The sequence below is a fragment of the Ligilactobacillus sp. JN-6 (Y).1 genome, from assembly GCF_058111525.1.
Genome location: NZ_CM176599.1, coordinates 793,534 through 815,896, shown reverse-complemented (window position 1 = coordinate 815,896; position 22,363 = coordinate 793,534). Strand labels below are relative to the sequence as shown.

The 22,363-nt window shown below is 39.2% G+C and carries 17 protein-coding genes, 1 pseudogene and 1 other annotated feature; of the genes and pseudogenes, 13 read left to right on the top strand and 5 right to left on the bottom strand.

Going from position 1 to position 22,363, the window contains the following annotated elements:
- The first annotated feature begins 224 nt into the window (after nucleotides 1-224).
- The 8 genes from AC3XNE_RS03895 to AC3XNE_RS03860 all read left to right on the top strand — a co-directional run bounded on the left by AC3XNE_RS03895 (nucleotide 225) and on the right by AC3XNE_RS03860 (nucleotide 8,981).
- A complete protein-coding gene (locus AC3XNE_RS03895; protein WP_489833007.1) occupies nucleotides 225-836 on the top strand; it encodes a DedA family protein in 612 nt (203 codons plus the stop codon).
- 328 nt (nucleotides 837-1,164) lie between these two features.
- Nucleotides 1,165-2,508 carry a dihydrolipoyl dehydrogenase family protein gene (locus tag AC3XNE_RS03890; protein ID WP_489833006.1) on the top strand — a complete coding sequence of 448 codons (1,344 nt, stop codon included), beginning with the start codon at nucleotides 1,165-1,167 and terminating at the stop codon, nucleotides 2,506-2,508.
- A gap of 139 nt (nucleotides 2,509-2,647) precedes the next feature.
- Complete coding sequence (locus tag AC3XNE_RS03885) at nucleotides 2,648-3,616, top strand: thiamine pyrophosphate-dependent dehydrogenase E1 component subunit alpha (RefSeq protein WP_489833005.1); 969 nt, start codon at nucleotides 2,648-2,650, stop codon at nucleotides 3,614-3,616.
- A 75-nt stretch (nucleotides 3,617-3,691) separates the two neighbouring features.
- Nucleotides 3,692-4,726 carry an alpha-ketoacid dehydrogenase subunit beta gene (locus AC3XNE_RS03880; protein WP_489833004.1) on the top strand — a complete coding sequence of 345 codons (1,035 nt, stop codon included), beginning with the start codon at nucleotides 3,692-3,694 and terminating at the stop codon, nucleotides 4,724-4,726.
- A 13-nt stretch (nucleotides 4,727-4,739) separates the two neighbouring features.
- Nucleotides 4,740-5,963 (top strand): dihydrolipoamide acetyltransferase family protein, encoded by a 1,224-nt coding sequence (locus tag AC3XNE_RS03875; RefSeq protein WP_489833003.1) that lies wholly within the window; start codon nucleotides 4,740-4,742, stop codon nucleotides 5,961-5,963.
- 80 nt (nucleotides 5,964-6,043) lie between these two features.
- The gene (locus tag AC3XNE_RS03870; RefSeq protein ID WP_489833002.1) at nucleotides 6,044-6,349 is read left to right on the top strand and encodes a DUF6506 family protein; all 306 of its coding nucleotides are present in this window, start codon (nucleotides 6,044-6,046) and stop codon (nucleotides 6,347-6,349) included.
- Nucleotides 6,350-6,873: 524 nt separating this feature from the next.
- The gene (yjeM, locus tag AC3XNE_RS03865) at nucleotides 6,874-8,376 is read left to right on the top strand and encodes a glutamate/gamma-aminobutyrate family transporter YjeM (protein WP_489833001.1); all 1,503 of its coding nucleotides are present in this window, start codon (nucleotides 6,874-6,876) and stop codon (nucleotides 8,374-8,376) included.
- Between the two features lie 407 nt (nucleotides 8,377-8,783).
- A complete protein-coding gene (locus AC3XNE_RS03860) occupies nucleotides 8,784-8,981 on the top strand; it encodes a hypothetical protein (RefSeq protein ID WP_489833000.1) in 198 nt (65 codons plus the stop codon).
- 165 nt (nucleotides 8,982-9,146) lie between these two features.
- Here the strand turns inward: AC3XNE_RS03860 and AC3XNE_RS03855 are convergent, their stop codons facing one another.
- Nucleotides 9,147-10,457 carry an IS1380 family transposase gene (locus AC3XNE_RS03855; RefSeq protein WP_079578404.1) on the bottom strand — a complete coding sequence of 437 codons (1,311 nt, stop codon included), beginning with the start codon at nucleotides 10,455-10,457 and terminating at the stop codon, nucleotides 9,147-9,149.
- A 634-nt stretch (nucleotides 10,458-11,091) separates the two neighbouring features.
- On the opposite strand from AC3XNE_RS03855, the gene AC3XNE_RS03850 reads away from it, so the two are divergent.
- Nucleotides 11,092-12,459, top strand: coding sequence for an aldehyde dehydrogenase family protein (locus AC3XNE_RS03850; RefSeq protein ID WP_489832999.1), 1,368 nt, complete (start codon nucleotides 11,092-11,094; stop codon nucleotides 12,457-12,459).
- A 91-nt stretch (nucleotides 12,460-12,550) separates the two neighbouring features.
- Here AC3XNE_RS03850 and asnA read toward each other — a convergent pair whose 3' ends face one another.
- Nucleotides 12,551-13,558 (bottom strand): aspartate--ammonia ligase, encoded by a 1,008-nt coding sequence (gene asnA, locus AC3XNE_RS03845; protein WP_489832998.1) that lies wholly within the window; start codon nucleotides 13,556-13,558, stop codon nucleotides 12,551-12,553.
- 267 nt (nucleotides 13,559-13,825) lie between these two features.
- Nucleotides 13,826-14,070, bottom strand: a binding site (T-box leader).
- A gap of 248 nt (nucleotides 14,071-14,318) precedes the next feature.
- Here asnA and AC3XNE_RS03840 point away from each other — a divergent pair.
- From AC3XNE_RS03840 to AC3XNE_RS03830, 3 genes are all read left to right on the top strand, one after another.
- Nucleotides 14,319-15,068, top strand: coding sequence for an ABC transporter ATP-binding protein (locus tag AC3XNE_RS03840; RefSeq protein ID WP_489832997.1), 750 nt, complete (start codon nucleotides 14,319-14,321; stop codon nucleotides 15,066-15,068).
- Between the two features lie 94 nt (nucleotides 15,069-15,162).
- On the top strand, nucleotides 15,163-16,632 hold the full coding sequence (locus AC3XNE_RS03835; protein ID WP_489832996.1) for an ABC transporter: 1,470 nt from the start codon (nucleotides 15,163-15,165) through the stop codon (nucleotides 16,630-16,632).
- Between the two features lie 171 nt (nucleotides 16,633-16,803).
- Nucleotides 16,804-18,201 carry an FAD-binding oxidoreductase gene (locus AC3XNE_RS03830; protein WP_489832995.1) on the top strand — a complete coding sequence of 466 codons (1,398 nt, stop codon included), beginning with the start codon at nucleotides 16,804-16,806 and terminating at the stop codon, nucleotides 18,199-18,201.
- 156 nt (nucleotides 18,202-18,357) lie between these two features.
- Here AC3XNE_RS03830 and AC3XNE_RS03825 read toward each other — a convergent pair.
- Nucleotides 18,358-18,686: pseudogene (locus AC3XNE_RS03825) on the bottom strand (SDR family oxidoreductase).
- A gap of 154 nt (nucleotides 18,687-18,840) precedes the next feature.
- Here AC3XNE_RS03825 and AC3XNE_RS03820 point away from each other — a divergent pair.
- Nucleotides 18,841-20,043: an NAD(P)/FAD-dependent oxidoreductase gene (locus AC3XNE_RS03820; RefSeq protein ID WP_489832994.1), complete on the top strand. Its 1,203-nt coding sequence runs from the start codon at nucleotides 18,841-18,843 to the stop codon at nucleotides 20,041-20,043.
- Nucleotides 20,044-20,345: 302 nt separating this feature from the next.
- Here AC3XNE_RS03820 and AC3XNE_RS03815 read toward each other — a convergent pair whose 3' ends face one another.
- Together AC3XNE_RS03815 and AC3XNE_RS03810 are read right to left on the bottom strand one after the other, a co-directional pair.
- The gene (locus AC3XNE_RS03815; protein ID WP_489832993.1) at nucleotides 20,346-21,635 is read right to left on the bottom strand and encodes an MFS transporter; all 1,290 of its coding nucleotides are present in this window, start codon (nucleotides 21,633-21,635) and stop codon (nucleotides 20,346-20,348) included.
- A 2-nt stretch (nucleotides 21,636-21,637) separates the two neighbouring features.
- On the bottom strand, nucleotides 21,638-22,186 hold the full coding sequence (locus AC3XNE_RS03810; RefSeq protein ID WP_489832992.1) for a TetR/AcrR family transcriptional regulator: 549 nt from the start codon (nucleotides 22,184-22,186) through the stop codon (nucleotides 21,638-21,640).
- Nucleotides 22,187-22,363: the final 177 nt, after the last annotated feature.

Below are 22,363 nucleotides of genomic sequence, written 5' to 3'. Positions count from 1 at the left end.
TCATGTACTTTAACTATGGTAGCATATATGATTTTAACTCAAAATCGCTCTTATCTAGGTCTTCTTCTTTTTCAACCAGGCCTCACACGTCGTAGCAGATATATACTTTTGCCCATTTTTTAGCCATTAAATCTTAAAAATTTCTAGCATTTACATGTAAATGTTGTTGAAATTCTAAGTCACTTGGTATGATCAAATAAATAAATTCGAAATGAGGCAACCATTTGAATACAGAAATGATTACCGCTGCGATCGAACAGTATGGCTATTTGGGAATTACTTTATTGATCGCATTAGAGAATGTTTTTCCGCCGATCCCATCGGAAGTAGTCTTAGTTTTTGCGGGCTACTCTACATTGCATACAGATTTAGGACTTATTGGGGCCACTGTAGCGGCTACAGTAGGTGCCTATATTGGGGCACTGATCTTATATTTAATTGGACGTTTTTTGAATATTGATCAACTTAAAAGGTTTGCACGCAGCCGGGGTGGAAAAATTTTGAGGCTTAAAGAAGCTGATATTGATAAAACGGCCACTTTCTTTAAGAAACATGGCGGATGGGCGATCTTATTCGGGCGTTGTGTACCTGTGATCAGGAGTTTGATCTCGATCCCTGCAGGTATGACAAGATATCCGCTGGGCAAGTTCAGTTTACTGACTATTGTTGGAACTTTGATCTGGAATTTTATCTTGATAAATATAGGTCATCATGCCGGGAAGGCTTGGCGACAAATGTTAGTTGTAGTTGACGAATGGCTGTATGTTATTTTGGCAGCAGCTATTTTAGCTGTAATATTTATTTGGATATTTAAGAAAAGGAAAATTAATGGATAAAAAAATAATTGCTTTGGTTGATCCTTCGACGACCAAAGCTTTTTTTAGTGGTCAAAAAAGCAGTTGATTTTATAACAAAAAATTTCTGAAAAATTAATTAAAAAAGGCAACACAACAAGACAAATGTATGATACTATTCAGTTGTGAATACGTTTACAATCCACTTATATAAAAGATATACAGTAATTTTAATCGATGTTTTGTTCAACGCTAAATATCCAGTAAATATTATATAGTTATCAAAAATAAGTAATAAGAAGATACTTATTAAAAGCTTGGGTCGTAAATGTTTAAGTTTTAAATCTTAATTGAAGGCGGTGATAGCTTCATGTACGATTTAATTGTTGTCGGTGCTGGCCCCGGTGGATACACTGCTGCGATTCGTGCGGCCGAGCTCGGTTTGAAGGTCGGTGTGATCTCTGAAAATGTTGGCGGAACTTGTATTAATTATGGGTGTATTCCAACAACAGCCTACCTTGAGGCGAGTCGTTTAGCTACTAAGATCGGCAATGCAGCAGAATTAGGGATCACAGCTAAAGTCGGAAAGATCGATCTTAAAGTTTTGAAGGAGCGTAAAGATCAAATTTCTAACCAGCTTCAAATGGGAGTTCGTTCACTATTTAAGACTCATCAGATCGATTTGATCGAGGGACGTTGTGTAGTTAAGGACCGGCAAACGGTTGTTGTTGATGATCAGGAATTACGTGGCAAGAAGCTTTTGTTAGCTACAGGAAGTAGACCAAAAATAGTGCCATTCAATGGTCTAGATCAGGTAGACTATTTGACTACCGAAGACGTTTTTTTATTAACAGAATTGCCTAAGGACTTGACGATCATTGGTGGAGATATCTTTGCGGTAGATATGGCATTTGTTTTTGCACCACTTGGTGTTAAAGTCACGATGATCGATTCTGCCCCAGATATTTTGGGGACTGAAGACAATGATGCTAGAGAGGTGATCAGAAATGAATTAAAGCGGATGGGAGTCGATATCCACTCTGGTGCTAAGATCAGCGAGATCAAACCAAATAAAGTTGAGACTGAGCAAGGAGAGACTTTTAATTTTGATAAGTTATTAGTTGTTACGGGACGAAAAGTTGATTTAACAATAGCTAAAGACCTAGGGCTTCAACTGGATAAAAGTAATCGTCATGTCAAAGTTGATCGGCATTATCAAACAAGTGTTGCTGATGTTTATGCAGTCGGGGACTTGATCGGCGGATATATGTTAGCGGGAGAGGCCATGGCTGAAGCTATGAAAGCTGCTGCTGCAGTGGCAGGATATCCTGAACCACCAGTCGATCGTGAATTATTACCATTGTTCTTGCATACAGAACCTGAAGTTGCCCACTTTGGGAATAGTGAAAAAACCGCGACCGATAAGGGTTATGACGTGGATATCGCTGTTAGTTCTTTAGTTGCGAACGGTCGTAACCTTACTTCTGGCGGACAAGGTTTCGTTAAGATCATTAGCGAAAAGAAATATCATCAGATCCTTGGTGCTGTTGTTGTTGGTCCTGATGCGATCGAGACTTTGCATACTATTATCGCAGTTGTTCAATGTGAAGGAACCGTTGATGAATTAAGCGATACATTGTTTGCACATCCAACGTATTCTGAAGCGATCAATGATGCTGCTAAAGTTTTATTAGACAAATCGACAAATAAGTAAAAGGAGAAATGAACTTCTTTTTGAAAGCGATATCAAAAAAGCGTTTTAGCAAAGAGATGGTTAGGGATATGAAGTTTGGCAACAGCGTGTGTGAATGATTTCATACAAGTGCTAAGTGTAATGACTGGAGGTCATATTAATGAAAAAATTGACATCAGCAAAAGCAAAAGAAGCTTTTGGAAAAATGAATGATATTCGCAACTTTGAAAATACGGTCCATGATATTTTTGCCAAAGGTGAGATCCCTGGTTTTGTCCATTTGTATGCAGGTGAAGAGGCTGTTGCAGTTGGTGTTTGTACAAGTTTAACGGATGATGATTATATTACAAGCACTCACCGTGGTCACGGACACTGTATTGCCAAAGGTTGTGACTTGAAGGGCATAATGGCCGAGATCTTCGGTAGAGAAACTGGCCTTTGCAAAGGTAAGGGCGGTTCTATGCATATTGCCGACCTTGATAAAGGTATGCTTGGTGCAAATGGGATCGTTGGTAGTGGATTTCCATTAGCGATCGGTGCTGGGTTACGTAACCAATATTTAGGCACGGATGATGTTGCGGTTTGTTTCTTTGGCGATGGTGCTGCAAACGAGGGGAACTTCCATGAATCTATCAATATGGCTGCGATCTGGAATTTGCCAGTAGTATTTATTAACGAAAACAATACTTTTGCCGAGGCGACACCACAGAAATACTCTTCAGCTTCATCGACGATCGCAAAACGCGCTTCAGCTTATAATATTCCGGGTGAAAAAGTTGATGGTAAGGACTTTATGGCCGTTTATGAAGCAGCAGGTAAAGCTATTGAACGGGCACGTAAGGGTGAAGGCCCATCACTCATTGAATGCCACACTTATAGAGAATACGGACACTTTGAAGGTGACGAGCAGACATACAAATATGACACTGACGAAGAAATTGCCTTTCATGATCGCGATGATATTAAAGAATTCCGTGATTATGCTATTAAGAAAAAACTCTTTACTGAAAAAGCGGCTAAGGAGATCGAAAAGAAATCTGCTCAAGATGTTAAAGACGCTGTTGAATTTGCTAAGGACAGCCCAGTTCCAAAAGCAGAGGCACTTTATACAGACGTTTTCGCTGATTAGTAGTCCAGGGTAAGTTGGGTTTGTGAAGTAGAAAGTTGCGCTTCACTACACCCTGTGTACAAGGAGGAAAATATTATGACTAAAATAGCGTTTATGAATGCGATCAACCAGGCTTTGGACCAAGCAATGGAGAAAGATGATAAAGTTTTTTTGATGGGCGAAGACATCGTCGGTGGTGCTGGCGTCAAACATTTGGAAGAAAAGAATGAGGATTCATGGGGTGGCTGCTTCGGTGTAACCAAAGGATTAGGACCTAAATATGGCAAAAAGCGTGTGATCGATACTCCTCTTTCCGAACAAAGTTATATGGGAGCTGCAGTCGGTGCGGCTGTTACCGGTTTGCGTCCAGTTTCGGAATTGATGTTTAGCGATTTTATCGGAGTATCCTTTGACTCATTGCTTACACAAGGCTCTAAGATGCGTTATATGTTTGGCGGCAAAGCTAAATTACCTTTGACTGTTCGGACAACGATCGGTGCAGGTGCCAGTGCCGCGGCGCAACATTCAGGCGCTTATTATGGGATTTTTGCCTCGCTTCCGGGGTTAAAAGTTGTTGTACCATCAAATCCGTACGATGCAAAAGGTCTATTATTATCAGCTATCGAAGAAGATAATATTGTGGTTTTTTGTGAAGACAAGACTTTGTATGGGCTCAAAGGCGAAGTTCCCGAAGAGTATTATACGATCCCATTGGGCAAGGCTGCTGTTACACGTGAAGGGAAGGACCTGTCGATCGTGACGATCGGTAAGATGGTTTCTGTTGCTATGGAAGTCGCCGATAAATTGTCTGACCAGGGCATTGAAGTCGAGGTTATTGATTTACGGACTGTTGCTCCATGGGATGAAGAAACGGTTATTGATTCTGTTAAAAAGACTGGACGTTTGATCGTGATCGATGAAGCACAGCCGCATAATAATACTGCGACAGACATTGCAGCAACTGTAACTGATAAAGCTTTCGATTATTTGGATGGGCCTATCAAACGTGTTACAGCTCCAGATACACCGGTCCCATTTGCTACAAATTTGGAACAAGCTTATTTGCCTAATGCTGACCGGGTACTCGATGAAGCAGCAGAGATAATCGACGATTTGAAGAGTTCGAAATAAGGGGGGGGCTAACATGGCTACAGCGATCACAATGCCAAAACTTGGTCTCACAATGACTGAGGGAACAATTGAAGAATGGACGAAACATGAAGGCGACAAAGTTGAACAAGGCGAAGTTGTTGCACGTATTAGTTCCGAAAAATTGACTTCTGATATAGAAGCCCCGGCTAGCGGAACACTTTTGAAGATCTTGGTCCAAGAAGGTGAAGATCTGCCCATCAAGCAAAATATGGGGTATATTGGCGAAGCTGGTGAGGAAGTTCCAGAGGGTGGTGCACCAACGGCTGCCGCACCAAGTGCTCCAGAAAAAGAAGAAACTCCAGTTGCTGCGGAGACAACAGCAGAAGCTCCCGCGAGAAAAGAAGGCAAACGGATTTTTGTTACTCCGTTGGCACGGAAAGTAGCTAAAGAAAAAGGCATCGATTATTCCTTAATTGTGGGAACCGGCGGTAATGGCCGGATAACACGGCGGGATGTAGAACATTATGCTGCTACTAAGCCAGAACCTTCTGTACAGACTGCTGAGACAGCAACGACTCAAACTCCACAATGGGGTGCTGGTCTTAAAGGTATGCGCAAAGCAGTTGCTACTAACATGATGCAAAGTTTGAACACTACAGCTCAAGTAACTTTGCAGCGAAAAGTCGATCTGGATGCTTTGATGGCCTTTAGAAGTGATATTAAAGCCAAGGCTGGCGAGCTGGAAGATGGCCAATTAAGTATTAATACTTTGCTTACACGGGCAGTGATCCTGGCATTACAAGATACACCACGGATGAATAGTAATTATGCAGATGGACAATTGGCCCAAGTTGATTCTGTTAATATCGGTGAAGCAGTTGGATTGGCCGACGGATTGGTCGTGCCGATCATTAAAGACGCACAAAATATGAATTTGACAGTACTTGGTCGTGAATTAAAACATGTTGCTGACCTTGCTCGTGAAGGTGGTTTGACACCTGATCAAATGACGGGCGGTACGTTTACGATCACCAACTTAGGTAAGGAAGGGATCGAGTACTTTACGCCGATCATTAACCCGCCAGAAATTGGGATCTTGGGCGTAGGTACGTTGCAAAAAGAGTTAACTCTCAGTGAAGACGGGCAGATCGGTACAAAATCAACTCTGCCATTGAGTTTAACTTTTGATCATCAAATCATCGATGGTCAACAAGCAGCCCAATTCTTTGGCAAACTCGCTGACAATTTGCAAGTTCCGTATAAATTGATCCTTTAATTTATAAGTTTTGTAAATGGATATCCGATTTGGATCTTGTTATAGACTAGGTATTTTAGAATAAGAGGGTGTCTTTAAATATGGAACAATTACAAGCTGGTTTTATCTTCTTAGCGCCAGGTGCAGATTATCAGTCAGATCATAAGGTCGTGGAAACTCCCGGAGTTGCTTTAAGTGTATACGGCGCCAAAGACTATGCGGATGCAGTAAAAGCAGCAAAGGAAATGGAACAAAACGGAGTAAAATCACTGGAACTCTGTGGCGGCTTTGGCATCCTAGGAACAGCTAAGATCAAAGAAGCGGTCAGCAAAGACGTTGTTGTTGGTGTCGTTCGTTTTGATAATCATCCGGGCTTAGAGAATCAAAGTGGCGATGATCTGTTCTAGGAAAATTGAATAGAAAAGGTAAGCTGAAATATGCCGTAATATGAAACTCTGAAAGAACTAAAGTTTCTATTATGGCATATTTATTTTGGAATTTTTCGGCACTACTAGCGAATAGAAATTAGCTTAAAATTTCTTGGGGATCGTTAGTAGACATCTAATCAAATTAAAAAATATTTATTTTAAAAAAAGCGAGTTACCATGGATAAGCTTCCGTAGACAAACAGTATCATTTCAAGTTATTAAATAATAATTGGAGGGAAATAATAAAATGCTTTATTTATGAATTTGGTCTAGAAGAAGTGCTATAATTTCCACTTGTATGAATAAAAATGCAGAATAAATAAAATAGTTTGAATAAAGTATCAGTTAAATTGCTAGTGGAACTGTGCCTGCAATTATAAACACTTTCAAATTCAAGATAAACCTGATTTTTTCACTAGGAGAAATGGTTTAACATGTTTTTTCAAACTATGTGAGACAGCTCCTAAACTGCCTTGCTTGTTTTGTCGTTAGGAGAGTTTCTTTTGGAAAATTCACATAAAATCAAAACCAAAGCACTAGTGATGATGATTTTTTCATCCATTTTCGGTTTTGCTAATACAACTGTTGCGTACTATCAAATGGGCTATGCTAGTATTTTTTGGTATATATTAGCCGCTTTATTTTTCTTTTTGCCTAGTTCATTGATGTTTGCTGAATATGGTGCGTCATTTAAGGAAGCAAAGGGTGGCATCTATTCATGGTTAGAAGGATCGATCGGTGAAAAGCCGGCCTTTATTGGCACATTTATCTGGCTATCTTCTTGGGTGATCTGGTTAGTTTCAACTTCTTCTAAAGTTTGGATCCCGTTGTCTGCTTTGATTTTTGGGCATGATGCAACTCAATCTTGGTCTTTGTTTGGACTAAATTCTACGCAAACGATCGGATTGCTTGGTGTACTTTGGATCCTTTTTGTAGCTTTTACTACTACACATGGCGTCAATTTTGTTGCCAAGATTTCTTCTCTCGGGGGGACTTGTATCATCATTTTGGATGCGATTTTCTTAGTGGCTAGTTTAGTTGTTTGGGTCGGTAACAGCGGTGCTTTAGCGCAACCGATCAACGGAGCCTCTAGTTTCTTCCAGTCTCCTAATCCGGACTTTGGTAGTTCGCTTGCTTTGATTTCGTTTGTGATCTATGCGGTATTTGCATATGGTGGCATGGAGTCAATGGGCGGTATCATGGATGATATTGAAAAACCCGAAAAGACTTTCCCTAGGGCTTTGATAATTTCCACTGTTATTATTACTGTTGGTTATGCCTTGATGATTTTTTTCTGGGGTATTAGTAGTAATTGGCAAAAAGACTTGGGCGGTTCCGAGGTCAACTTGGGGAATATTACTTATATTTTGATGAATAACCTGGGAGTTCAGCTCGGAAGTGTATTGGGACTGTCGCATGCTACTGGTTTATTATTTGGTGACATTATGACGCGCTTTGCTGGTATTGGGATGTTTATGGGTTATTTAGGTGCCTTCTTTGTTTTGATCTATTCTCCGATCAAATCATTTATTATTGGTTCAGATGCACGTTTATGGCCGCATAAACTAACGAAGATCAACAAACATAATATGCCGGCTAATGCGATGTGGTTGCAAACTGTGATCGTTGCACTATTTATTTTCCTAGTTGCTTTTGGCGGATCTGCTGCACAAAAATTCTATACGATTTTAACGGATATGGCTAATGTTTCAACTACTTTCCCATATCTTTTCTTGGTTGGGGCTTTTCCATTTTTTAAGAAACGTCAAGATTTAAAACGACCGTTTGAAATTTATAAGAATCGCACTTTTACTAATTTCATAGTAACTATTATTTTAATTATTTTAGCTGGCGGGATCATCTTTACCTGTGTTCAACCTATACTCGAACATGACTATCAAACAGCCTTCTGGACAATGATCGGACCAATTTTCTTTGGGATCGTTGCATGGATCTTCTATCATTTTTCAGAAAAGAGAATCGCCAAAGAAGATGCTGTTTCATAGATAACTTTGCAAAAGTGAAACAAAAAAAGCTGGTCATTTGACCAGCTTTTTATGTAAAGAAAACTTCCTTATGGCACTGGAAATATAGAGCGAATGCTACAAATCCAGGCGTATAGCGAGTTATATGATAAACCCTCGTGCAACTCAGTATAACACTAAAGTATGATCAAAAGAAATTACAAAAATATTACAATATAATTTTGATAAAATACTTTATTCTATATTTTGAAATAGGAGAGTGAGATGATCCAACTGATTTTTAAGTTCCTGAAAATAAAATGTCAACCATGTGCAGACATTATAGAAAATTTTGGTCTCACAAAGGGTTATCCAACTTGGAGAAGCTGAATAAAAAAGCAAGTATTGTTACTCTATAGATTAATTTAACAATACGAGGAGTTTTTATTATGAAAAAAATCAAACGATTGGAATATGCATATGGGAATCAACCGCTAGACACTGATATTTACGTTTACGAAGTTGATGGAAAACAGGTCACGAAGATCGATTATCCAGATGTTAGAGGCTTTGCCACAGTTCATAAAACAAATGATGGAATTGAATTTATAAAAGCTCCTTACATGAAATTGTCGACTTTTAAATAATAAATTAATCCTGAATTATTCATACTTTTCGTTGCAGTTAAAACTTTGTGCAAAGTTACTTTAGTGTGTAAAAAAAGCAGCTTTTTGTTAGTTTTGTTGTCGGACTGTTTAAAAAAGGACAGACTTCACCCTTTCCCTAAGAAAAACATTTTTTATTTTGTGAGTTCACAGCGGATATATTTTTAGATTTTGAATCTTGAACAGTGTCTGCCAAAATAATTTATCGAACACATTGGTCTGAGATAAATGGACCCAGACTTGACGCGCATGGTGCGTGACCTTAGCTGCCACATGGAGTAATTTAAAACGGATCGTCCCGACCTGAGCGTGTTTAAGCTTTGTTGGTAAAACTAAGTTCTTCATGGCTTGCAGTATATTATAAGCGACCCCAGCTACCAGCATCCGGAACTCATTGGCCTCAAAACTAGAACTGTCCGTTTTATCAAAGTGAAAGCCACGTTTAACTTCTTTGATCAAGTCTTCCATGGAACCGCGTTGGTGATAGAGGGCAAAGACTTGTGGACCGCTTAATTCTTCCAAGTTGGTCACGATAAACTCATGGTCAAACAGAAAGTTGCCCGCCGGCCGCGTTGATTTAATAATCACACGATAAGGTCGTGACCAACTTTGAGGACAATAGTCTCGCAGGACATGCCATTGGACTTCAGCTTCGGTGAAGTCCTGGTCACCCACTTGGATCAGGTGCTCAGCCCGACTTTGGAGCTGGTAGTTCGCTTTTAAACGAATCACGAACTTAGCCTGCTTTTTATCACACGCATGGTAGATCCCTGGAGCTGCGAAACCAGAATCTCCCCGCACTAAGACATCCAGGGAAGATCCGTCATAGGCCCGTAAGCTCCGTAATAAAAATTTAGTCGCACCTTGGGAAGTATAGCGATTGCCGGGGCGTAATTGAGCATTCAACAAGCAGCCCGATAAAGCATCAAAGGCTAGTAAAGGATGATAACCGTTGGTCTGGTAGTGACCGTTATAAGCACTCTTTTCTTGGTCACCAAACGTATCGGCATGTGTCGAATCTAGATCAAGGATCAGCTGATGTTGATTTAGCTGCCCAAGAACAAAGTGAGCTACCGAGCCGAGCAATGATTTGACTGAAAAGAGCCCAGACGCTGAAATGTGATTGATAAAGCGTGAAAGTGTCGGCTGGGAAGCGACCGCTTGAGACAAGACCAGCTTAAAATCAACGGCGTGTGACAAGGTATTAGCCGACTGATCTTGGCAGTATCCTGCCAGCAATTGCAACAGCAACTGCTTAAATAAATTGTTCAAGGGAAAGGTACAATATTTACGGTCATCTTTAAAATGCAAGTTATCTTCTAAGAGCTGGTCAAAGTGAATTTGGTGCAGAAATTCAGCAATTAATAAAGTTCCGGCATCGTTCGCTAACTCACCACCGTCATTAGAAATGTTGATCTGGTCATTGAATAAAAGTTTTTCATGATGTAAAGTTGACATAAGGAGCACTCCTGTTCTTTGTGGTTTTCAACGACTTAACAATAGCACAGGATGTGCTCTTTTTGTACACCCAACAGGTGAAAAACGAAAAAGATGCGAACTAGCATGACAACAACAAAAAGTAGTCCTTAAGGGAAAAGTATGAATAATTCAGGTTAATATCTGCGGTAATATCTTCTGGTTAAGCTCCAACTGGACTAAAGTATGGGCAATTTGGGTCCAATCAAGTTCTAACCGGCCCCAAGTATAGGACATGATGACTGGCCCAAAGTATGCGAGATGAACGTCCGGTCGAGTGTTGACCGACCTCAAGTATGAGAAATGAAGGTCCGGTTGAGGGCTGACCGGCCCCAAGTATCAGGAATGTGAGTCCAGTCAAAGGCTGATCGGACAGATCCTCAAGTTTCTGTGTTAACCAAGCAGTTCTTAATTTGGTTTTAAGTAGCAGAGATTACAAGGCTAACATGGAAAGTATCATGATTTATAAAGTTGGCTAAAGTAGAAATTCCAGGCTGAATTTTCCTTCAATCATTTCAAGAGTAATCTTCTTTATAAGCAAATAATTGGTATTCTGGCTAGGTTAGCTTTTATCATAGGTAGTGGATAAGAAGCGTAAATAAGGAGGGCAATAATAATGAGTTATGTAGCAACAAATCCTTATAATGGTCAGACGATCCGTGAATTTAAAAATGTGACTGACCAGCAGTTAGAAATGCTTTTGGATCAAGCTCAAGGATTTTATGAAGATGCACAAAAAAAAGATGTTGAAGAAAGAGCAGAATTTCTCAATGAGTTGGCAGATGAGTTTGAAAATAATACTGAAAAGTATGCACGGGTTTTGTCGAGTAACATGGGTAAATTGATAGCTGAAGCTCGTCAAGAAGTTGCTAAGACTGTTTCTTTTGCGCGTTACTATGCTAAAAATGGTTCGCGATTCTTGAAACCGCAAGACTATAATGACCTACCTAGTGGACAGGCACAAGTTGAATTTTCAGGAACTGGGATCATTTTAGCTGTTGAACCTTGGAATTTTCCGTATACTCAAGTTATGCGTGTTTTTGCTCCTAATTTTATTTTAGGGAATCCAGTGATCTTAAAGCATGCAAGTATAGTGCCGGAAGCTGCTTTGGCTTTTCAAGAAGCGTGCGATAATGCCGGTTTACCTCTAGGAGCTTTTACTAACATTTTTGCAAGTTATGATCAGATCGATCATATAATCGAGGACCCGCGGGTGCAAGGAGTAGCTTTGACCGGTTCTGAAGGAGCTGGCCGTAAGATCGCTGCTAGTGCGGGACAAAATTTGACCAAGTCTACTTTGGAATTAGGCGGTACTGATGTCTTTGTTGTTCTTGATGACGTTGATATTGCTAAAGCCGCTCAGGATGCAGCCAAGGCAAGATTGACCAATGCAGGGCAAGTATGTACCGCTGCTAAGCGCTATATAGTATCTTCTGAAATTTATCCGGATTTCTTGGCAGCTTTAAAAGATGAATTTGCCAAATACCAAGTTGGTGATCCACTGGATGAAAATACGACCTTGGCTCCTCTTTCTTCCAAGAGTGCCCAAAAGCAATTGCAAGAACAAGTTCAAAAAGTGATCGCGGGAGGTGCAGAGGTTTTGTATGGTGATCCGACACCAAATGAAGGCCAAGGATCCGCCTTTTCACCACTGATCTTATCTGGGATGGATGAAAGCAACCCAATGTATGAGGAAGAATTATTTGGACCAGTAGCCCAAATCTACCAGGCTCATTCAGATGATGAGGTCGTTAAAATTGCAAATAATTCACGTCATGGTCTAGGCGGTGCAGTTTATACAAAAGATATTGAACGCGGTAAAAAAATCGCTTCTCGGATCGAAACCGGACAAGTTACGATCAATCAAATTTTGAGTTCTCAAGCAGAAGTACCATTTGGTGGTGTTAAAGATTCTGGTTATGGTCGTGAATTAAGCGACTGGGGGATCTACGAATTCGCGAATATTAAACCAGTGATCTACTAAAATAAAAGTTAACTAACAGAATACGGCGGCCTCGACTAAAAAGTCAGGTCGCCGTATTTTTAATGTTTAAAAGTACATTTTTTCATAAATTTTAAAGCAGGTGGATCTGATGCTGCTCGCACTTATCGATCAGTTCTTGGGGCCAAACACTAGCTTGAACTTCCCCGACATGCGCCTTGCCTAGTAATAACATACAAAGTCGTGATTGTCCGACGCCTCCGCCAATAGTAAAGGGCATTTGGTCATGCATTATTCGTTGATGATAAGGGTATTTTAAGCGATCAGTGGCGCCAGCGATCGCTAATTGCTTTTTTAATGCGTCCTTATCAACACGGATCCCCATGCTAGAAAGTTCAAGAGCACAGTTGAGGGGCTCATACCAGAATAAAATATCGCCGTTTAATTGCCAGTCGTCATAATCAGGTGCCCGACCATCATGGCGTTCACCGCTTTTTAATTGGCCACCGATCTGCATCAAGAAGACGGAACCTAATTCTTTACAAATAGCGTCTTCGCGTTCTTTAGGACTCAAGGTCGGGTAACGGTCTTCTAGGTCTTGTGTTGTTACAAAATGGATCTTTTTTGGCAAATGGTTGACTGCTTGAGGATATTTGTACCATACTTCGTCTTCCATATGCTTGATCACTTTAAAAATTTGTTTGACTGTTGCCTTTAAGGTATCAAAGTTACGTTCATCTTTGGTAATAACCTTTTCCCAGTCCCACTGATCAACATAGATCGAATGGAAATTATCAAGCTCCTCGTCTTTGCGGATCGCGTTCATATTTGTATACAATCCTTCGTGAATACCAAAGTCATAACGCCGCAGAGCATCCCGTTTCCATTTAGCCAAGGAATGAACGATCTCGATCGTTTGTCCAGGTAATGCTTGCATTGTGAACGAAACTGGGGTTTCCACACCATTCAAATTATCGTTGAGCCCCGTGCTTTTGCTGACAAACATTGGTGCAGTCAAACGACTTAAATTCATTTGCTTACCAAATTCGTCTTGGAATGTTTCTCTGATATAACGAATTGCTTTCTCTGTTTCTTTTACGGATAATGTTGAATGATAATCCTTTGGGAAAATAGTTGGCATATAGATCGTTCCTTTCACTGTATTATATAAAGTTAGCTTAAATGGATAAGTGGGTAAAGTTTGACATAGAGAGTCATAGAAGAAATATGTTTCACGTGAAACAATTAATGGAGCAACATAAACTGATTGTTCAAGTTCGGGCGGCTGCAGTGTATTTGTATTCGAGCTCCGCAAGCCAAGCCTTTCCGCTTATCCCAGTCTAGCTACGATAATGCTCGAGGCTTAAACAGCCTGTTTCGCTCTGTACAAAAAAGTCCTCCATCCCATCTCCGGGACGAAGGACTCGCGGTACCACCCAAATTGTTTACAGTTAAATAAACATCTCTATTCACGTACTAACATACGCGTTCGGTGGTAACGGACCGAAATACGTCAAAACCTACTCTGATCACTCATTTGGGCCTGAGACTAAGAAAGTGTTATTCAAGTATTCGTTGGCTCATTGGGCTTCCACCAGTTCCCGACTCTCTATCAGTACTGAATACTTTACTTGTCTTTCTTATCGTCTTTAACTTTATTGAAATTTATTTTAGCACAAAAATTGAAAAAGAAAAGCATTTTTTAACAAATTTCTCATTCAACCATTAGAACTTTCTGTTCGCGTTTTTTTATCTACGATTTTCATTGCTAAAATTGAATTTGTTGGGATTTTTTAAAATCGCTATTATTTGCTATCAGGTGAAGATCCTTGATAAGATTTAAGTAACTGAATTATGAAATATTAGGTAATAGATAGTTAAAGGGGGGGGGACGCGTTCGAATGATCGAATTAAAAAACGTCAGCAAGGTATATGGGCACAAAAAAGCACTAGACCAACTAAACTTGAAAGTCAAAGAAGGCGAGATCTTTGGCTTTTTAGGTCATAATGGGGCCGGGAAATCAACAACGATCAAGAGTTTAGTCAGTGTTATCGAGCCCACGGAAGGGCAGATCTTGGTTGATGAGCAAGAATTACGTGAGCACCGGCAAACCATAAAAAAGAAAATTGGTTATGTTCCAGATACACCTGATTTATTTTTACAATTAAGCGCAAGAGAATATTGGGATCTGATCGGTGCCGCCTTTGAACTCACAAACGAAGTAAAAATAGACCGTTTGAAGGATTTGACTGCTTTATTTGAATTAACAAATAGGCAAGACGAAACCATTGGCAGCTTTTCTCATGGGATGAGGCAAAAAGTGATCGTGATCGGAGCTTTACTTTCGGATCCGGACATTTGGATATTGGATGAGCCCATGCAAGGATTAGACCCGCAAGCTGCACATGATTTGAAACAATTGATGAAAGAGCATGCACAAAAAGGCAGAACAGTTATTTTTTCGACCCATGATCTAGCTACAGCACAACAATTATGTGATGAATTGGCTATCTTGAAAAAGGGAAAGTTGATCTATAATGGCACGTTAGAAGATTTAATGTCTCAAAACGAAGGTGAATCATTAGAGGATATTTACTTAAGCATGGCTGGCAGAAAAGCCCAACATGAAGAGGGTGAACCAGATGAATAAGGCAAAATTAAAGGAACTGATGAAGGTCAATTTACGTTATATTAATCCGCAATAAACGACCCAGCAGCGTGATAAAGGCAAGAGTGGCAAGGCTTTGACACGTGCTATCAGTCTTCAATATATTTATTCTGGGTTTATCTTCTTGCTGATTTACGGAGTTGTGATGGTATTTTTAGATTTCAGTAAATTACCAGGGCTATTTACTTATTATGTCGCACTGTTTGGGATCATTGCTTTTTCTCAAGGAATTTCAGCCATTTACAACGTTTTTTTCGAGAGTAATGATTTAGGCGGCTTTTTACCTTTGCCGTTCTCACAAGCAGAAATATTTCTTTCTAAGATTTTTGTTGTGACTTTAGCTACATTGCCACTTGTTTTGCCAGTCGGGATCCTGTTCATATTAACAGCGTTGCGTGCTAAAGTTCAGCCGCTGCTGGCAATTGTCTTAGGGTTAGCGATTTTCGTTATCTTTTTGGCAATTATTTTTAGTTTATGTAGTTTTATTGTTTTTGGGTTGACCAAAACAAATCTTTTTAAAAACCATCGTCAATTGGTGACGAGTCTGTTGTTGGTCATCGCTGCAGGGACGGCTGTCGTTGGCGTCTTGGTCATGAATCAACAGACAAACGGGTCTGTTAGTAATGATCGAGGACCGATCAGTTTCTTGCTGCCCTTTTTCTATAGTTTAGTAAAGCCATTACATTTGCAAGGTTTGTTGAGTTGGGGCGGCTTGTTGGCCGTAGTGGGTCTGTTGATATTTGCATTTGATAAGCTGTTTTTACCTAAGTTGACAGAACAATTGCTTTCTTCAACACAAATGCAAAGTTCTACTAAGAAAAAATATAAACAAAATAGAAATATCCATCAGATGCTTAGGCACTATAATAAGCAGTTGATCGGTAATGCAAGTTTACTAATGCAGCTGTTTTCTAATTCGGTTATGTTTCCGTTAATTTTTACCCTGAGTTTTGCAGTTTCAGGAGACTTTAATTTTAACCACTTTGAGGCTAATATGTTAGGTGTGACTTTCTTCGGAGGGATAGCATTAGCGTCAATAATGACGAATCAAACATCTCTTGTTGGAAGTATAATTTCACTGGATAAACAAAATTTTTCCTTTGTTAAGTCCTTGCCACTGTCTCTGCGGGAATACTTAAATGAGAAGTTCTTGTTTGCCTTTAAGATCCAAGGAACTTTAGTGTTCTTGGTCGCAGCTATCGTAGGTTTCACTTTTCATTTTCCTTTGTTGCATATCGTGAGTTTGATGTTAGGGGGATTATTAGGGACATACTTGTTCGCACTGTATTATTTTTACCGCGATTTTCGTTTACTACGGTTGGATTGGACTGAAATAAGCCAATTATTTACCCGAGGATTTGGTAATGTCGGGATCGCTTTTAATGCAGTTGGTTCAATTTTGATCGGTGGGATCGGCCTAACGATTTATGGTCTTGTTGTTAATCTTTTCCCGTTGATAACTAATATAGTCGTTGGTGGCGGGTTACTCCTTTTTTGCATATTTTGGGTGTATCATTACCACAAGATTTGGCAGACGAAATTTTAAATGTTAAAACTCCTTGCTATTATATTAAGTGGACTGTTTCTCTAAAGTTTTTCTGGATATTTCTTGCATTTATAGAAAAAAAGAACTAGAGTAAATGTTGTAGTTAACTTACTTAAAGTAAGTGATATTCAAGATAGTGAGATCGAGAAATAGGAAGGGAGTACCAGTATTATGGCAATTTTTTCAGCATATACTAATGACGAGATCCTAGATTTTTTGAAACAAAATGCACCTCATGCTGAGATTCATTTGGATGACGAAGTTGCAGATAAACATGCAGCAAATGGGAACGCACAAAATGAAATATCAGGTCACATTCTAGCATACGTAGAAGTCGGTGACGTTGAAGATATTCGTGGTGTTGTTAAAACGGCAACTAAATTCCACTTGCCGATCGTCCCTCAGGGTGCCGACACGAGTACAGTGATCGGAGCCGATGGTATCAACAATGCTCTGATCATTTCTACTGCACGAATGAACCATATTAAAGAAGTTAGCAAGGGTGACTCTTTAGCCGTTGTTGAACCAGGTGTGATCAATCAAAATTTGGATAAGGCAGCTCGCGAGCAAGGTATGTTTTATGCCCCGGACCCGGCTTCCAAGCCAATGTCATCGATCGGAGGCAATGTTTCGACCAATGCAGGCGGTATGAGTGGAGTAAAGTATGGTGCTACCAAAGACTCTGTTTTAGGATTGAAGGTCATGTTGGAAAGCGGCGAAGAGGTCAGTCTAGGTGGTCGAACGTTTAAGCAGGCTTTCGGTTACGACTTAACACAATTATTTGTTGGCTCAGAGGGGACATTTGGGATCATAACTGAAATTACTGTTAAACTTTACCCTCAGCCTGTTGGTAAGTCTATTACTGGGATCGCTTTTTTCGAAGACATGTCAGCTTTAGCTGAAGGTGTCGCAGACTTGCGAAACTCTGGCTTGGATCTAGCCATGCTTGAAGCAATGGACGGTAAGACAGTCAAAGCTTTGGATGAATATGAAGGGACAAGCTATAGCAAGAGCGCAACATCCTCCTTATTGATTTTTAGTTTCGATGGAGCTAGCGACTTACAAGAACAGAGCTCTCAGAAGATATTGGAAAGTCACCAAGCTTGGGGTATCCAAGTTACTTCGGATCCCGATGAAATTGCTGGTTTGATCAAATTACGGCAAGATATGTTACCAGCGGTATTTGCCAAAGGTAAATATTATATTATGGAAGACATGGCAGTTCCATTGTCTAAATTAGCTGAAATGGCTGATTACATTACCAAAGTCGGAGAAGAACTAGATGTCGATATTTATACAGCTGGACATGCTGGCGATGGTAATTTGCACCCGACTCTTTTGTGGGATGAACAAGAAGATGCACCAGAGCGAGTCATCAAAGCTATTCGTTCGCTCTTCCATAAGGCTCTAGACCTGAAGGGTACTATTTCAGGGGAGCACGCTGTTGGGATGTCGAAGAACCAATGGAACAACGTTGAATTGGGCGGCGCTGTTGATCGGATCCAGCACCAATTAAAGAATTTGTTTGATCCAATGAATATTATGAATCCAAAAAGAAAGATCAACTAGTAACTTATAATCAATAAAAATGCTTAACAGCGAAGGTAAAACTATCAGCGTTGCTAAGCATTTTTTGTGGGAAATTTTTGAATTTTACGCCCGTCGTATTAAGGATAACTTTTATGAGGACAAAGTCATTCAGTATAAGAGGTCGTTTTAAGTTACCTATAAAGCAGTGTAGCTGCCGTCTGCATTAATTAAAGCACCCGTAACGATCGAAGTCTTATCACTTGCTAAGAATGCGACTACGTTTGCAATTTCTTCGGGTTCAGCTAAACGTCCGATCGGCATCTTGTCTATCATCGGGTCAGTTGTTTCCTTAGGTAGTGTTTTTAGTAATGGTGTGTTGATATAGCCTGGCGGAACAGAGTTAAATCTGATACTTTTCTTGCATATGTGATGGTTTGTGATTTTGTATAGCCGGATACTCTCGCCTTAGCTGCAGAATAAACTTGAGATTTTTCTCCACCAACTACACCTAAAATATAGCTCATATTGATCACACTTCCACCCTGTGCTTGTTTCTCCACTTGTTAAACTATATATTTGGTTAAAATTATCAATTTTATAAACAGCACTTTTTTCACATGTCGCTTTTTATATTACAATGAACTCAGTAGGAGAAGACTTATGTATGGAGGCGAAAAAATGAGTGACATAGATAGCAAGAATTATTATCAATATGTCGTTGTCGGTGGCGGAATGGTCGCTGGCTATGCAATCAAAGGTATTCGACAAGAGGATCCAAGTGGTTCGATATTAGTTGTTTCAAAAGAAGCAGATGTGCCATATGAACGTCCTGCTTTAAGTAAAAAGTTATGGTTAGATGATGAATTTACTGAAGAGAATATCAGAATTGGTGCAGAGGATTATTCAGATGTCTCTTTCAAATTCAATACGACCGTTAATAAAGTAGATCGTCAGGAAAAGAAGATCGAGTTAGGCGATAATACCGCTGTTTACTATGATCAGTTACTGTTGGCAACTGGTGGTGAACCGCGGAATATTAAAGGCCCAGATGATCCGCATGTTTTGATTTTTAGAGATTGGTCAGATTATCGTAAACTACGTAAGTTTAGTGGAAAGAATAAGCATGTAGCCATTATTGGCGGTGGCTATGTCGGAACAGAATTGGCTTCTTCGTTAACGCAAAATGATACTAAGGTTACAATGATTTTCCCTGAAAAATCCTTGGGAGAAGGAAAGTTTCCTGAAGAAATACGCAAGGAATATGAAGCAACCTTTAAGAAAAATGGCGTTGAGATCTTAAGCGGTAAAATGGTTGAGTCTTATCAACGAAAAGGGGATCGTTTAACTATTTCTACAGCTGATGGTTCCGAAATTTCGGCGGATACCGTTATTATTGGGCTTGGAGTTACACCAAGGATCGAATTAGCTAAGGCTAGTGAATTGGAGCTGGCCGATGGCGGTGTTAAAGTTGATGAATATTTCAAGACTAGTGATCCATCGATTTGGTCTGCCGGTGATATTGCTTCCTATCCAGATAAGATCTTAGGACGTCAACGGATCGAACACGTTGACCATGCTAGAAATTCTGGTGAATTAGTAGGTCGCAATATGGCAGGTGCGCATATTGCATATGAGCATACGCCGTACTTCTATTCAATGATCTTTGATATTTCTTGGCAAGCCGTTGGTAATATCGACACAAGTTTGAAGCAGACCTTCGACAGAAGAGAAAGCGGCACTATCGTTTATTTCTTAGATGATAACAAACTTGTAGGCGTCTTGATATGGAATGTTCCAGTGGATTTGGATGATGTTAGAAAATTACTTGCAGATCCACCGGCTGATAATGATGAGATAGTTGGCTCGATCAAAGAAAAGTAGTGTAAGTAAAGAAAAACCGTTTTAATCAACAAGCACGAGATTTCCTGGCCGTGAATCGCAGAAATCTCGTGCTTGTTTTCTAATAGTAGTGCCTTTTAAAAATTTTGTTGTACTTTAATTGCACATATTTGTAATCGCAGCAAATATAAAAAGAGCCCGACCTATTCGCGGTAGGTCGGGCTTTCGTGCTGTAATGCACTTCAGATTATCTCGTTCCGCAAAATTACTATAACATGTTCTAAAAAACAAGTAATTTTAACACTAGAATCTTTTTAGATTACTTCAAAATGGATATTGGGTTGTCAATCTATGTATTTGTTATCGCATTTTATATTTCTTAACAAAACAGGGAACAAAATCACAGTATAACTAAACATGAAAATCCCATTAATCATAAAAATATAACCGCCGTTAAAATTATTTTGGAAAAAGAAAGTATAAAAGAGTGTTCCTAGTGGCATAACAGAGGTATTAGCAGTTGTTAACAGTGCCATTACTCGTCCTAAAATATGTGTTGGTACGGTTTTTTGTAACCTAACTTGTACAGTGATATTTAGGACGGCTAAAGTTAACCCGATCAAGGACATGATCACTGTGCCCCAGATATTTAGTTCCCATAAATTTAACTTTCCTAGAAAGATAAACCCCAAAAGGACAAATTCTACCCCAAAAAACAGCAAAGGAAGTAATAGCTTTTGCGCAAACCACTTTTTATCTGGCAAAAACAACATCAGAATACTTCCTACTAATGTTCCAAGTGCTATTCCAGATTGTAAATAACCAACCGGCCCGTTTCCTAAATGAAGCTGGTTTTTAATTACGTAAGGGATTCCTAAATTTAAAGCGGTAAAAATAAAATTGACTACGACAGCCATAATAATAATATATTTTATCAATTTGCGTTGGTCAACGTAGTTTAAGCCAGATTTAAAATCTTCAAGTGGAGTTCTTTTGTTTGAACTGTTTGAAGAATTACTGTAATGGAAGTGCATAGTTTGTAAAATTAAGAGAGTTAGTAAAGTTGCAAAAATCTCAAAATAGATAAAAGTATCAAAACCTACGGCACTATATAAAGCAACACCAATCACCGGAGCTAAAATTTGTGAAAGAGAGATCGAGCCTTGCGTTAAGGAACTTAGTTGTTGAATCTTATTGTCATTCACTAATTCATGCACGGCTGATGAATAACTCGCATTGCTAAAGTTAATTGAAATTGAATTAACAACTAGGAAAATAATCACGGGGATCATTTTATACAGACCATTAAAATGGTCAACGTAGCAGGCAAAGATAATTAGTGCAAATAATCGGGTAGCAATGCTGTAAGTAAGAATTTTTTTGTGTGGGTAACGGTCGGTTAAATTGCCAACAGGAATTAAAAATAATAGTCCTATTATAGGTGTAATAACCATGTCAATTCCAAAACTAATAGCTAAACCGGTTTGATCTAAAAGCATTAGGCCTAAACCATAGGCAAACATGTTACTGCTCAAAGAACCAATAAAGTTACTGGAAACATCTTTTAAAATTTGCCAATTGGATTCCTGAGTGGTAATCGATACTGTTTTAACTGCACTAAGATTTTTTTGCATAGTCATACCTCATGTAATAGTGTCAATACCGTACTTTCAAAGAGTTGTTCATCGTATGAAATGACGTTATTTTTAAGCAATAAGCCATATCCTAGAATAAAAGACCACTCGCGATAAAAAACTTTTTCTGCTAATTTACTTCGTGTTTGCTTTTTGACTATCTTGTTAATGATTTGCATAGTTACACTAAATAAAGGCGAAGTTTCACTCAAGGTTTCATAGGAATTTTGAGTTTCAAAAAATAGGAAGTCCATTGAGGCTGTATCATGCTCGATTTTTTTCATTAAGAATTTTCCAAGAGCAATTAAAGATCTTTCTGGTTCCTCCCATTTTAGAATACCTGTTTGCTGAATTTCTTCAACCAAATCCGCGTTTAGTTGTTTAGCTGCAACAGTCAAAAGTTGGTCTTTGTTAGTAAAATGTTTATAAAAAGCCCCTGTAGTTAATCCCATTTTTTTTGAAAGGCTTCTTAATGACAAAGTTGTGAAATTTCCATCCGCAATTTCTTGAAGAGTTAAAGTAATTATTTTTTGTTTTGTATCTTTACCCAAGCATATGCACCTCTTTTCATTAAAGATAACACTGTTATCTTTATATTGCAAAATAAAAAGATACTCTTGTTAGAATTAAAAAAGCATTAAAATAGGTAAGTAGAAAAAATCATAACTTTCAAGTTATGCCCCGTTTAATATGTTATCTGCTATTGAAATTTAATTCGGCAACCTTTT

Coding starts and splice junctions, on each gene's coding strand:
- AC3XNE_RS03890 (WP_489833006.1), top strand. CDS start 1,165: ATGTACGATTTAATTGTTGTCGGTGCTGGCCCCGGTGGATACACTGCT.
- AC3XNE_RS03885 (WP_489833005.1), top strand. CDS start 2,648: ATGAAAAAATTGACATCAGCAAAAGCAAAAGAAGCTTTTGGAAAAATG.
- AC3XNE_RS03880 (WP_489833004.1), top strand. CDS start 3,692: ATGACTAAAATAGCGTTTATGAATGCGATCAACCAGGCTTTGGACCAA.
- AC3XNE_RS03875 (WP_489833003.1), top strand. CDS start 4,740: ATGGCTACAGCGATCACAATGCCAAAACTTGGTCTCACAATGACTGAG.
- AC3XNE_RS03870 (WP_489833002.1), top strand. CDS start 6,044: ATGGAACAATTACAAGCTGGTTTTATCTTCTTAGCGCCAGGTGCAGAT.
- AC3XNE_RS03860 (WP_489833000.1), top strand. CDS start 8,784: ATGAAAAAAATCAAACGATTGGAATATGCATATGGGAATCAACCGCTA.
- AC3XNE_RS03855 (WP_079578404.1), bottom strand. CDS start 10,457: ATGTCAACTTTACATCATGAAAAACTTTTATTCAATGACCAGATCAAC.
- AC3XNE_RS03850 (WP_489832999.1), top strand. CDS start 11,092: ATGAGTTATGTAGCAACAAATCCTTATAATGGTCAGACGATCCGTGAA.
- asnA (WP_489832998.1), bottom strand. CDS start 13,558: ATGCCAACTATTTTCCCAAAGGATTATCATTCAACATTATCCGTAAAA.
- AC3XNE_RS03840 (WP_489832997.1), top strand. CDS start 14,319: ATGATCGAATTAAAAAACGTCAGCAAGGTATATGGGCACAAAAAAGCA.
- AC3XNE_RS03830 (WP_489832995.1), top strand. CDS start 16,804: ATGGCAATTTTTTCAGCATATACTAATGACGAGATCCTAGATTTTTTG.
- AC3XNE_RS03820 (WP_489832994.1), top strand. CDS start 18,841: ATGAGTGACATAGATAGCAAGAATTATTATCAATATGTCGTTGTCGGT.
- AC3XNE_RS03815 (WP_489832993.1), bottom strand. CDS start 21,635: ATGCAAAAAAATCTTAGTGCAGTTAAAACAGTATCGATTACCACTCAG.